We start from the raw sequence: 13,478 nt of genomic DNA, 5'->3' as shown, positions 1-13,478 counted from the left end.
GGTTAAAAGGCCTGTCGGGTCTAAAACTAGTTTATCATGAACCAGGAAAAAACAACATATTTTCCTAATCTTAGTGATATTAAGCAAGCTGCCGATACGATTAAAAACGTATCGGCAGTAACGCCTTTAAGCCCTAGCTTAAGATACTCAAAACAGTTTGAGGCCCATATTCTGTTTAAGCGGGAGGATCTTCAGCAAGTACGATCCTATAAAATTAGAGGAGCATATAATAAATTGAGTTCACTTAACCCAGAGCAATCTGCACATGGTGTGGTTTGTGCCAGTGCCGGCAATCATGCTCAGGGTGTCGCGTTATCCTGTAAGCTCCTAAAAATTCATGGAACCATTTATATGCCTACACCGACACCGAAACAGAAGCTGGAGCAGGTGAAGATGTTTGGAGAAAATTTTATTGATATCAAATTGGTAGGAGATACTTTTGATGATGCTTACCATGCCGCAATTCAGGAATGTGAGGCCTTGCAAAAAACCTTTATACATCCGTTTGACGATCAAAAGGTTATTGAAGGCCAGGCCACTGTGGGACTTGAAATATTTGAGCAAAGCAAGGAAGACATAGATTATATCTTTGTTCCGGTAGGCGGCGGTGGCCTGTCGGCAGGATTGTCTTCCGTATTTAAGGCCCTATCACCACAAACCAGGATTATTGGTGTTGAGCCCGAAGGGGCACCTTCTATGTTGACCTCCATTAAAAACAACCGAAATACGGAATTAGACCATATCGATAAATTTATTGACGGTGCGGCAGTAAAACGCGTCGGGGACCTGACTTTTGAGATATGTAAAGCCAATCTGCATGATGTGATAACCGTTCCTGAAGGTAAAGTATGCGAGACCATTCTGGAATTGTACAATAAAGATGCCATTGTTGTAGAACCAGCTGGGGCCTTGAGTATTGCTGCCTTGGATTTTTATGCTGATAAGATTAAAGGGAAACAGGTGGTGTGTGTGGTGACCGGAAGTAATAACGACATTACGCGGACCCCTGAAATTAAGGAACGTGCTTTATTATACGCCAATTTAAAACATTATTTTATCGTAAAATTTCCACAGCGTGCCGGTGCCTTAAGGGAATTTGTGGTTGATATTTTAGGACCCGATGACGATATCACCTATTTTCAATACGCCAAAAAGACCAACCGTGAAAACGGATCGGCGGTTGTGGGGATCCAATTAAAATCTCCTAAGGATTTAGAGCCTTTAATTACGAAAATGAAACACCGTAATTTTTATGGCGATTATTTAAACAACAAGCCCGATTTATTTCAATTTTTGGTGTAATACGATTTAGAATGACATTTTAAAACTTCCGATAGATCCCTTCCAAATAGGGGTTGGCTTCCACTTCTTTAAATTTGGCCAGGGTTCTGTCCCAATGAAGGGTTTGGTTAGGAAAACGCCCTGCAATCACGCCTAATAGAATGGTTTCCGTTAATTTGGAAGCATACGAAAACGGGGCACTACAGGTGGCTTTCCCCAGACAGGCATCTACAAATTCGTGGTAGTGCTTTGGACCTTCAGATTCGTAGTTGCGTATGGGTTCACCCATGCCATTAGCCTCTGTAATACTGGCAATTTCAGAAGAGATGTCTACATAGGCCCCATCTACTATTTTTTGAGGTAATTGCATGAAATGCGGTAAAAGTAAACGGCCTTTTTCGCCTACAAACATGGCCCCTTGTTCAGGTAATTGACCGGCTTGGGCAATTTTAGCATCTAAGGATGTTTTGTCTTCCAAGTCAACATCCTCTGCGTTAGAGGACGTGTGACTTTCTAAAGGTTCAACACCGGGCAATTTCAGATCTTCATGATCACGAGGAGCCCCGGGGCCATCATACCAAATCCAGGTTAGGGTTTCTGATGTGTACTTGGTTTGAGGGAATTCGTAAGTGACGATGTTTTGTTCCGGGTATCCGAAACCATTGGATGCTTCACATTCATTTTTTATGGTTAACGGGACATCCAGAGCTAAGGCATTGTAAGGGGTATCGAAAATGTGGACGCCCATATCCCCCAAAGTGCCACAGCCATAATCCATTACTTTGCGCCAATTAGCGGGATGGTAAAACCCGTCTTTATAAGGGCGTTCTTTGGATGTTCCCAACCATAAGTTCCAGTCTAAAGAATCTGGTACAGGGTCACTGCCTTGAGGGGTATCACCACTGTACCCCCAGTTTTTAGGGGACCAGGCGTGTACGGTATGTACCTTTCCAATAATACCGGACTGTATCAATAAGGTGGCTAATTTATAATCATAAAAGGAATGGACCTGAATACCCATTTGAGTAATGAGTTGTTTTTTTTGTGCCAAATTATTCATAGCTCTGGCTTCAGATACATAATGGGTTAGGGGTTTTTGGCAGTACACATTTTTCTCCAAATCCATGGCCAGCATGGCGGCCGGTGCATGGGTATGGTCTGGAGTGGATATAATAACGGCATCAATGTCGTTTTTCATTTCTTTGAGCATGACCCTGTAATCTGAAAACGATCTTGCATTAGGATGTTGTAGTTTCGCTGCCGAAAGATAATTGCTATCTACATCACACAGTGCCACCACATCAACCATGGGATGGGAGGCTATGGCTTTCAGGTCTTCACGGCCCATGTTTCCCACTCCAATATGAGCCGTCCTTAAACGGTTATTTTTGGGGTCAGGTTTACACATAATTATTGATGGCGCCAAAACCAATCCTGTAACTCCCAGACTACCTCTTTTTAAAAATTCTCTTTTGTTCATGATTTATATTTTAGCTACAGTTTTTTTATTTTAATATTTCTAAACCAAATGGAACTGGAATGATCTTGAAGCCCAATGTACCCGGTTTTGAATTTTCCATAATCGGGACTGGTTTTCCACTTATCGGAGTTCTTTTTTTCAAACCAGGCGTCATCCCAGGGGACAAATGACAATAGCTTTTTACCATTAAGCCAGTGCTCCACTTTTTGCGGCGTAAATACAATTTTTGATGAATTCCATTCGCCTATGGGGTGCAATACTTTTTGTGAAGGATCAGCAGGATGCATGGCATAATCTGAACCTGTTTTCTGTAAGGGCTTTAACTCTTCCGGGTTTTCGGTATAGCCTAAACTTAAGTTATAATCGGTGATATCATGAATTTTCGTATAGCCCAAATCATCAATTAACTGATATTCCGGTGAAACTTCGGGTATACTGTTGTAGCCTTCCTTTACGTGATAAAAAATACCACTGTTGCCCCCTTCCGGAAGTTTCCACTCCAAATAGAGTTCAAAATTATCAAATTCCTCCGCAGCATAAATAATATCTATTCCGCCCGTATAATCCTGTTCCAGACCCAATTCGGTGTTGAATGTGAGCACACCATCCTCTATGACCCAGCCGGGAGGCAAGGTATCTCCGTTATAGGCCCGCCACCCTTCAGTACTGGTCCCGTCAAAAAGGGAAATCCATTCTTCTCCAGTAGGGTCATTTTTAGGGATGGTATGGTCGAGAGGGTGTTCTGTTTTTTGTTCTCCTTTACACGAGAGTAATAGGGATGCAATGGATAGCGCGAAAATAATGTGCTTCATGGTTTAAAATAAATTAAGGATTTAAATATAAGAAATTGATTGGTTTATAAGATATGTATTCCTGGGTTTTATGTCCGGGTCCAAAAGTACAGTTTGGTTCGCTATAGAATGAGGTGAACCATCATATAAAGCTATTAGAATAAAATTAGCAGGCGAAAACGTTTGAGATATACATTTTTTATTCCTAAGGAATTAAACGCTTAAGAAAATGATATTTCTATTGGGCAAAGTCCTTTTTTATAGGGATTAAAGCTAAAATATAGATATATTAGTGCTCATTAAAACTATTTATAAAGATGAATACGCCTTTTACAGACATTCCAGATCCATATAAAATTAAATCACTATTGCACCAAACCTCTTATTTGGTAGGGGGTGAGCTGAAACAATGGAAGGGAAATACAGCCGAAGTATTTTCAACCATTTCATCGACACAAGACTATAAGCCTACACTATTGGGAACCATTCCACAACTTGGGGAAAAAGAGGCCTTGGAAGCATTAAATGCTGCAACTTTGGCCTATAATAAGGGTCAGGGATTGTGGCCTACCATGAAAGTAGTGGATAGAATAGCCTGTATGGAAAAATTTGTTGAGCAAATGAAGACAAAACGGGAAGAAGTCGTCAAACTTTTAATGTGGGAAATCGGTAAAAATTTACCGGATTCGGAGAAGGAGTTTGACAGAACCGTGGACTACATCTATGATACTATTGAGGCCTATAAACAAATAGACCGAGATTCGGCAAAATTTGAAAAAAACTCAGGTGTTTATGCGCACATACGCCGTGGACCCTTGGGTGTAGTACTTTGCCTGGGGCCATACAATTACCCATTAAACGAAACGTTTACTTTGCTTATTCCGGCCTTGATTATGGGAAATACCGTTATTTTTAAACCTGCAAAATTGGGAGTTCTGCTGATTTCACCCTTAATGGAGGCTTTTCAAAGTAGCTTTCCCAGGGGGGTTGTTAATATTGTTTATGGCCGCGGACGCGTATTGGCAACACCAATAATGCAGTCTGGAAAAATTGATGTTTTGGCCTTAATTGGTAATAGTAAGTCTGCCAATGCACTGCAAGCTGAACATCCTAAAGGGAACAGGCTCCGCATGGTATTAGGTCTTGAAGCCAAGAATCCTGCTATCGTATTGCCGGATGCCGATTTGGATCTTGCTGTTGAAGAGTGCATTACCGGAACCTTGTCTTTTAACGGACAACGCTGTACAGCCCTCAAGGTATTGTATGTTCACGAATCTGTGGTCGAAGAATTTAACCGAAGGTTTGCCCAACAAGTGGATCGTCTTAAGTTCGGAAATCCATGGGAGCCTGGAGTGAAACTAACACCCTTGCCGGAAACAGAAAAACCGGACTACATTAAAGCGTTAATTGAGGACGCCTCTCATAAAGGGGCAAGAATTTTGAATAAAAAAGGAGGTGAAACTAGTGAGAATTTTATTTTCCCAGCGGTTTTATATCCTGTAACCAAAGCCATGCGTGTGTATAAGGAAGAACAATTTGGACCGGTAATACCTGTGATATCTTTTTCTGATATTGATGAACCATTGGACGATATGGCAGCATCAGATTATGGACAGCAGGTAAGTCTGTTTGGTAAGGATATACACACCTTATCTCCATTAATTGATACCTTGGTAAACCTGGTTTGTAGGGTTAATTTAAATAGCTCATGTCAACGAGGGCCCGATGTCTATCCGTTTACAGGGCGAAAGGATTCTGCCTTTGGAACCTTGAGTGTTCATGACGCCCTAAGGTCTTTTTCCATACGTACTTTTGTAGCCTCCAAGGATAATGACTATAATAATGGCATTTTAAATGAATTACTAAAGCGAAAAACATCTAATTTTATAAGTACAGATTATATTTTGTAATACGACTTGAATTATGCATTTATAATTTTTTTCAGTGAATAAAACGGAATAATCATTTGAGTCTATATTATTATTATATTAGTCCGGATAAATTTTTAAGATAATCAGTTATTAAATCAAAAAACATTAAAAATGAATGCAATTAAACACATAGCCTTAGCCATTTTCTTAGGCCTATTCGTAATAGGGTGCGGTAATAAGGAAGAAAAGAAAAAGGAAGGGTTCACTTATGAGAAAAAGCAGGATGAACCAAAAGAGCAAGTAGAAGATAACATGACTAATCTTGTGATTTCAGGAAATGATCAAATGAAGTTTGATAAGACGGAACTTCGCGTTAAGGCTGGTAAAAAAGTCAAATTAACCTTGAGGCATATTGGAAAGTTGGATAAAAATGTTATGGGTCATAATTTTGTATTGCTTCAAAAGGGCGTTGATTTAATGGCTTTTGGAATTAAAGCGTCAAGTGCCAGGGATACTGATTATATCCCTGAAGATGCCACAAACGATATCATAGCCCATACCAAATTAATTGGGGGAGGTGAGACAACCTCTATTGAATTTGACGCACCGGAACCGGGTGAATACGAGTTCCTATGTAGTTTTCCCGGTCATTATGCCCTGATGAAAGGAAAGTTTATTGTGGAGTAATTAAGGTAATGCTTATAACATGTAAAGCCAGGGATGTTACCCTGGTTTTTTTTACTCCATTGCGATGTTTAATTTTTTTCAGTGAATGAAACTGTACAGTAAAGTCTTCAGTTATATATATATTTGGTTAAACAGTCTATAAATGAGATTGGTATCCCATTGGAAATCAAGCTAAATTCTCGCTTATGAAAATACAACTATTATCGCTCCTATTCTTTTTTGGAGCGCAAGGGTTTGCTCAGAACCTATTGGAACTTAATAATTTGAACGATTTTAAACCGCAGATCGGGAATTGGAAGGTGGTTGGAGAAGTTCTGGTAAACCCAGCTATTGATGTTCATGATATGCAAAATCATGAACAGGAAACTAAATCCAAAAAAAGAAGAAGAAGGCGTAAAGAAGTAGAGGAAAGGCCAAAAGCGGTTGCCTATAAATCGGGTACTGGAATTCTTCTAAACATGAACGATTCAGAAAAAAAAGACAGATTAGAAACCCGTTGGAAACATGGAGATATCAAATTGGACATGGAAGTCATGATACCCAAGGGATCCAATTCGGGAATTTATTTACAAGGCCGATATGAACTGCAATTAAAGGACAGTTGGGGCGTGATCCATCCCAAAGTGTCGGATATGGGAGGCATACATAATAATTGGGAAACGGATCCAGATAAAATCTTTAGGGGAATTCCACCATTACATAATGCATGTAAAGCTCCGGGTTTGTGGCAAAAGCTAAACATTCATTTTCAGGCTCCAAAATTTAACGATAAGGGAGAAAAAATGGCCAATGCCAGATTTGTTTCAGTGGTGCTAAATGGAGTGGTCATACATACTAATGTCGAGGTTCCTCAATATACCGGTAGTCCAATCGAGAAGAATGAAGTTTCTGAAGGACCACTTGTCATTCAGGGCGATCATGGCCCGGTTGCTTTTAGAAACATAAAGTATCAATTATTAGAGCCATCGGATGTATCTATGTCTGCAATATCCTATAAGACTTATAAAGGTGAATTTAAAGGATTGGAGGAGCTCCAGGACGCCGATGTTGTAACCGAAGGCCAAACCCAATTCATTGATGTGAACTTAACCGGGGAGGAAGATAATTATGGAATTAGCTTTTCCGGCACCTTAAATATTCCTGAAGAAGGGCTTTATCATCTGTCTTTGGGTTATACCGGTGGAGTTGCCTTTTATATGGATAGTGTATCTGTTTTGCAAAAAAATGCTGCAGACAGACAAGAAATGCTGGACACCACTTTAACATTGTCACAGGGGGAACACGATTTTGTTCTGAACAATATTAAATCGGCCGGGTGGAGAGCACCGAGGTTGGGGTTAACGGTGGGAACAGCATCGACTTACCCGAGCACGTTTCATACTTATGATTCATATCCACCGGCGATCAATACAGTTTCGCCAATTTTTGTCCAACCTAATACCGAACCAAGATGTTTAAGAGCATTTGTGAGTTTTGGGGGAGATGGGAAACGTCTGTCGCATACCATTGGCGTTGGAACTCCCGAAGGCGTAAATTACATCTATGATTTAGGATCAGGAAACCTCGTTGGCCTGTGGCGTGGTGATTTTGTAGATGCCACACCCATGTGGCATGAGCGGGGTGACGGTTCATTTAAACCAAGGGGCGCTGTACAGTGGACCTTTTTGAATCAACCCATCGCCCAACTTTCGGATGCTAAAACATTGTTTCCTGAAACGGGTCATGCTCCGGAATTTATTTCCAAAGGGTATGTCATTGATGAAACCACTCGGCTTCCTGTCTTTAAACAGGTATACAGGGGGGTAGACATTGAAAACAGAATTGAACCCAATAGTACCAATACGCATGTGGTTCGCGAAGTTCGATTTTCTGATACGGGCTTACAAAATTGGTATTTTAAACTGGCCTCTGGAATCATACAGCAACGACCTGATGGGTCTTATGCCATAAATGGGGAATATTACATTAAATTACTTACCGATCAGGTTCCTGTTATGAGGGAAGTGGACGGGGAAACAGAATTGGTGATTGCCGTTGATGGGAGTTTAGTTAAATATGAATTAATATGGTAAGGGTCATGAAGAATATAATACATTTTAAAATATTGGGAGTCTTATTAAGTGTTGGGATTTTGCAAAATGCCTTTTCTCAAAATATTCCAAAAGAAGAGGATTATTATAGAATCACGACCATACCAACACCAGAAGGTGTTCTTATTGAGGGAGGCGGAGTACTATCGCTTCCAAATGGCAGCTTGGCCGTTTGTACGAGACGGGGTGATGTGTGGTTGATAGAAAACCCAACCATGTCCAATGGATACTCACCGACTTTTATAAAATTTGCATCAGGACTGCATGAACCTCTGGGATTGGCTTACAAAGCGGGAGCTCTATATACGGCACAAAGAGGAGAACTTACAAAATTAGTGGATACCAATGGCGATAGGATAGCGGATGTGTATGAAACCGTATTTGCGTGGCCATTGTCTACTCATTATCACGAATATTCGTTCGGTCCTGTTTTAGCGCCGGATCAGTCCTTTTTCGTGACGGCTAATGTAGCCTTTGGAAATGAAGAGTGGTGGCGTGGAGAAAGTCGTGTTCCTTGGCGGGGTTGGACTATGAGAATTACGGAAGACGGACAAATGGAACCCTGGGCAACAGGAATGCGTTCCCCTGCAGGATATGGACTGATAGATGGTGAATTGTTCTATACCGATAATCAGGGTGACTGGATTGGTTCCGGAGGTTTGTGGCACCTGTCCAAAGGAGTCTTTACAGGGCATCCTGCAGGATTGAAATGGACCTCACTTGAAAAATCTCCTGTCAAACTTACGGAGCCCCAGTTTTACAGTAAAATTGATAAAAGACAGGTAAAGGAGAACGGACGCTATATAAAGCCGGAAAATATTCAAAATGAAGAAGATCCGGATTTCCTGTACGAAGCACAGGCCACTTTCCCCGAACTGCAATTGCCGGCAGTAATATTACCTCATGGTATTTTAGGGATCTCAAATTCCGAAATCAAAGTCGATGATACTCAGGGTAAGTTTGGTCCTTTTCAGGGCCAGGTACTGGTTGGGGATATGGGGCAAAGTAAAATCATGCGGGTCATGCTGGAAAAGATAAAAGGGGAATACCAGGGTGTTGCCTTCGATTTCAGGTCTGGATTTCAGTCCGGGGTGTTACGAATGGATTTTGACCATAGTGGAAATCTTTTTATCGGTGAGACAAATAGAGGCTGGGGGTCGGCAGGAACGACCAATTCAGGGCTGGAATTTGTGACCTGGACCGGACGTATGCCTTTTGAAATGAAAACGGTCAAAGCGATGCCGGATGGTTTTGAAATCGCGTTTACCCAGCCCGTAGATAAAGACAGTGCCGAGGACTTAGATTCGTATATCGGGAAGAGCTATATCTATAAGTATCATCCGGTTTATGGTAGTCCGCAAACAAATCTTCAAGAGCTTCACATTAAAGGCGTTAAGGTTAGTGACGATGGGCTAAAAGTTCGTGTTGTAATTGATAATTTAAGGCCGTACTATGTACACGAAATTACCTTAAATGGTGTCAAAATTAAAGCGGGAAATCACCTTACATTGCATCCAACATTTTATTATACCTTAAATCACATCCCTGACGGGGATGGATTACCTTTAACAGCGTTGTCAACCAAAAGATCCAGTTCGAATAAGAAAGTCGTCAAAAAGTCACCAGCAAAACCAAAGAAAAAGGACAAAAATGAAGTTGTGCTAACTGATGAGGAGATTCAACCGCTGTTAACGAACAATACCTGTGTGGCATGCCATAGCAAGGACAAGCGCATTGTGGGGCCATCATTTAAATCCATTTCAAAACGACAATATAGCAACGAAAGAATTGTTGAGCTTATATATAATCCTCAACCCAAAAACTGGCCGGAATATGCTACTCCTATGGCACCTATGCCCCAGGTCCCAAAAGAGGAGGCGTTGAAAATAGCGGCTTGGATTAATGCCTTGGATTAGTCCTTATAATCCAATAAAATCCAATTGACGTTTGCTATGTTTTGTTCTTTATCCTTTTCGTTTTTGAAAAGCACCACCAGGTTGTTTTGTTCCGCATGGGATGCAATGTTGATATCGTAGTATTTCATCGCACTTTTTTCATTGTTAAAATAGTTTATGTGCGTTTTACCAATTAGCTTTCCGTCAATGGTGCCTTCCCGGATCTCCACATCGCCTTCATAGTTATATTTGCTGCCAAAAAATACCGATAGTTTAATACGTTTAAGTCGGTTTAATTCGATGGTATCAAATTTTAAGTAGGAACCATGTACTATAGAACCGACAAGGTTCTCACCATCGGTATCCCAATTACCGAGACCTTCACTTTTTTCAATAGCCTCCTCTGCCTGGATTTTAGGAGGATTAAAAATAAGTTGTTCTTGGGCAGATAGTCTCGAATCTGGAATGGCATCACTACCATTATCTTGATAAGACGCTATAAATACATACCTGCCTGGGTTATCTTTCCCAAGATGGTCCTTAAATTCAATAGTACCCTGTAATGGAAGTGTTTCCTGAGGCTTGGGGTATTCCGGTTTAAGAGACAGAATATATTTTACCATATTTCTGGTGTTCTCAGGCGTGAGTTGTGGATGTGCTGCCATCATGGATTCACCCCATACTCCTGTACCCCCCTTTATGATTTTGCTCACAAGATACCCAATATCGTCTTCATTATATTTTTTTGATATGTCTATATAGCTCGGGCCATTGACCTTTATATTAGTGGCATGGCACGCTTTACAATCGCTTTCATCAATTAATTTTCTGCCTTCCGGGACTATATTTTGTTGGTGTCCTATGGTCGCTTTAATGATATCGTTACCTTCAGGAATGTAATCCAAGGTTACTTTTACCTTTTCCCGATCTAAGGTTCCATCATTAGTATTTCCGTCTTGTTGGTCCATAACCGATACCCTGTAATTCACAGTTTTGCCATCCCAATACGTCCTGGTATTTGGTTCGATGTCAATTTTTATTTGAGGCGGATCATTACCGACCCATATTTTAGTTTCAGTCGTCGCAGTTTGGCCTTCGATATCCGTTACGTTTAATCTGGCTGTATACATTCCGGGGTGGTTAAAAGTGAATAAGGGATTGACCTCTGTGGATTGTACGGTATCAGAATCAAACGTCCACGCATACGTAAGTTTATCATTATCGTAATCCACAGATTCAGATCCGGAAAAATTAACGGTTAATGGTGCCGATCCTACGGTTCTGTCGGTATTTATTTTGGCTATGGGCTTACGGTTTCCTTTCACATAGGTTATACTACTCAATCGGGCATCTAAATTCCGGGTATTCCATTTTTGTCCGTACTCTAAAAGATATAGCTTACCGTCAGATCCGAAAATCATATCCATAGGATGTGAAAACTCGGTTGAGGGCATAAAGGGGTCAGCCTTTTTGTAGTTATAGTTATCGTCCAAGGTCACCACATGGATCCAATCTCTCATCCATTCGTAGACTATGAGTTTATTTTCAAAATAGGAAGGAAAAAGAACTTCGGCATGAGGGTAGTCCGCGGCATGAAATATAGGGCCGGCCATGGGGTTTACACCACCTACACCAAGCCATGGAAATTCTTCTGATCTGTCATAGGAATACCAAATTAATGATTCTTGGGCAGGGGGAAGTTCTCTTAATCCGGTATTGTTGGGAGAGTCATTCACTAGCTGCTCGGGATTGAACTTAGGTCCGGATTCACGGGTTTCAAAATTGTAATCGTTATACACTTGATTATTACCTCGGGTATAAGGCCACCCCCAAAACCCTGCCGTTTTGGCCTGATCAATTTCGCCCATACCCTTAGGCCCCCGATTGGGATCTCCTATCCCGGCATCCGGTCCAACATCTCCCCAATACAGATATCCTGTTTTACTGTCTACCGATGGTCTAAAGGGGTTTCGGCAACCCATTGCATAAATTTCCGGTCTGGTGTTTGGCATTCCTATGGGGAAAAGATTTCCTTCAGGGATGGAATAAGACCCGTCGTCTTCCGGTGTTATCCTTAAAATTTTACCCCTTAAATCGTTGGTATTTGCTGCCGACTTTTGAGAATCCCATAAGGCTCTTCCTTCGCGTTCGTCAATCGGGGCAAATCCGGAAGATTCAAAGGGATTGGTATTATCTCCCAGGGTAATGAATAAATTTCCATCAGGACCAAATTCAAGTGCACCGCCACTGTGACAGCATTCCCTGATAGTAGGTACTTTAAGAAGAATTTTTTCAGAATTCATATCTAGTATCCCATCTTTTAAATCGAATCTGGATATAATTTGCATAGGATCATCGCCAGGGGCGGAATAAAAAAGATAAATCCAATGGTTTTTGTCGTAATTGGGGTCGACAGCCAAACCGAGCAAGCCATCTTCGTTACCATAAAACAAGTCAATTTGGGCGACTGTTTTCGTTTGAAGGGTCTTAAAATCATACATTTTTAAAGCGCCACGTCGCTCAATGAATAAGATGCCTTCCCCCGGTAACTCATCCAGTTCCATAGGTTCGTTGAGGTTAAAATCCAATACGTGTTTTACAAATCGATTTTCAGGAGGAACCCTTTCAGTGGTCACCTTACTATAATCCAAATTGTTTTTTCCAATGGCATATGTAATACCTCCAAGCAGATGCTTTAAAAAAACAGGGTCCTCAAAAGTTACCTCCCTATGCCCCAATTCGGTATAGAATGCGCGACCACCATCATACTCATGGTACCATGAAATGGGATGATGATCACCATGGACACCACCTTCATAGCTGTTTTCGTCTATTTCTATAAGAACATTTATATCCGGATTGATATTTTTATAATTATACCATTCTTCTTCTTTGTCCCAGGTATCATCTAGAAAGAAGGTAGATGGGTGGTTTTTATCCATGATTTTTAAAGTGGCCTCCTGGACAGCGGGGTGGTCTACAAAGTAGGCCCCTACTAGTTTGCCATACCAGGGCCAGTCATATTCCGTATCGGTGGCAGAATGCACACCAACAAATCCTCCTCCCGCTTGCATATATCGTTCAAAATCGGCTTGCTGGACGGCATTTAAAATATCCCCTGTTGTATTCAAGAACACAATAGCCGAATATTGTTTTAATGAATCTTCCACAAAGTAGGCGTCATCCTCTGTAGTAATCACTTTAAAATCATTTGCCTCCCCTAATTGTTTCAAAGCCTCTATACCTGTTTCGATAGAACTGTGTCTGTGTTCAACGGTTTTACTAAAGACCAGTATTTTTTTCTCCTTAATACTGCATGATGTCAATGTTATGAGTAACACGTAAATTAATAAGGATTGTATAAACTTTGGATTAGGCATTTT

At 41.0% G+C, this 13,478-nt stretch carries 8 protein-coding genes; 5 read left to right on the top strand and 3 right to left on the bottom strand.

Going from position 1 to position 13,478, the window contains the following annotated elements:
* Positions 1-36: 36 nt before the first annotated feature.
* Complete coding sequence (ilvA, locus tag MR054_RS05155) at positions 37-1,302, top strand: threonine ammonia-lyase IlvA (RefSeq protein WP_242156772.1); 1,266 nt, start codon at positions 37-39, stop codon at positions 1,300-1,302.
* A 19-nt stretch (positions 1,303-1,321) separates the two neighbouring features.
* On the opposite strand, the gene MR054_RS05150 is transcribed toward ilvA, so the two are convergent.
* Positions 1,322-2,761: a Gfo/Idh/MocA family protein gene (locus MR054_RS05150; RefSeq protein WP_242156770.1), complete on the bottom strand. Its 1,440-nt coding sequence runs from the start codon at positions 2,759-2,761 to the stop codon at positions 1,322-1,324.
* A 14-nt stretch (positions 2,762-2,775) separates the two neighbouring features.
* Positions 2,776-3,573 (bottom strand): 3-keto-disaccharide hydrolase, encoded by a 798-nt coding sequence (locus tag MR054_RS05145; RefSeq protein ID WP_242156768.1) that lies wholly within the window; start codon positions 3,571-3,573, stop codon positions 2,776-2,778.
* Between the two features lie 296 nt (positions 3,574-3,869).
* Here MR054_RS05145 and MR054_RS05140 point away from each other — a divergent pair, with 296 nt between their 5' ends.
* The 4 genes from MR054_RS05140 (at position 3,870) to MR054_RS05125 (ending at position 10,116) form a co-directional block, all read left to right on the top strand.
* The gene (locus tag MR054_RS05140) at positions 3,870-5,462 is read left to right on the top strand and encodes an NADP-dependent glyceraldehyde-3-phosphate dehydrogenase (protein WP_242156766.1); all 1,593 of its coding nucleotides are present in this window, start codon (positions 3,870-3,872) and stop codon (positions 5,460-5,462) included.
* A 132-nt stretch (positions 5,463-5,594) separates the two neighbouring features.
* Positions 5,595-6,110 carry an azurin gene (gene azu, locus MR054_RS05135; RefSeq protein ID WP_242082623.1) on the top strand — a complete coding sequence of 172 codons (516 nt, stop codon included), beginning with the start codon at positions 5,595-5,597 and terminating at the stop codon, positions 6,108-6,110.
* A 185-nt stretch (positions 6,111-6,295) separates the two neighbouring features.
* The gene (locus tag MR054_RS05130; protein WP_242156764.1) at positions 6,296-8,182 is read left to right on the top strand and encodes a 3-keto-disaccharide hydrolase; all 1,887 of its coding nucleotides are present in this window, start codon (positions 6,296-6,298) and stop codon (positions 8,180-8,182) included.
* Positions 8,183-8,187: 5 nt separating this feature from the next.
* Positions 8,188-10,116 carry an auracyanin family protein gene (locus MR054_RS05125; protein ID WP_242156762.1) on the top strand — a complete coding sequence of 643 codons (1,929 nt, stop codon included), beginning with the start codon at positions 8,188-8,190 and terminating at the stop codon, positions 10,114-10,116.
* Here the strand turns inward: MR054_RS05125 and MR054_RS05120 are convergent.
* Positions 10,113-13,475: a ThuA domain-containing protein gene (locus MR054_RS05120; RefSeq protein WP_242156760.1), complete on the bottom strand. Its 3,363-nt coding sequence runs from the start codon at positions 13,473-13,475 to the stop codon at positions 10,113-10,115. The genes MR054_RS05125 and MR054_RS05120 overlap by 4 nt on opposite strands.
* Positions 13,476-13,478: the final 3 nt, after the last annotated feature.

It is taken from the genome of Aestuariivivens sediminis, from assembly GCF_022662105.1.
GTDB classification, from domain to species: domain Bacteria; phylum Bacteroidota; class Bacteroidia; order Flavobacteriales; family Flavobacteriaceae; genus Aestuariivivens; species Aestuariivivens sediminis.
The sequence above is the reverse complement of the archived record's forward strand: the minus strand, read 5'-3'. Positions and strand labels throughout refer to the sequence as shown.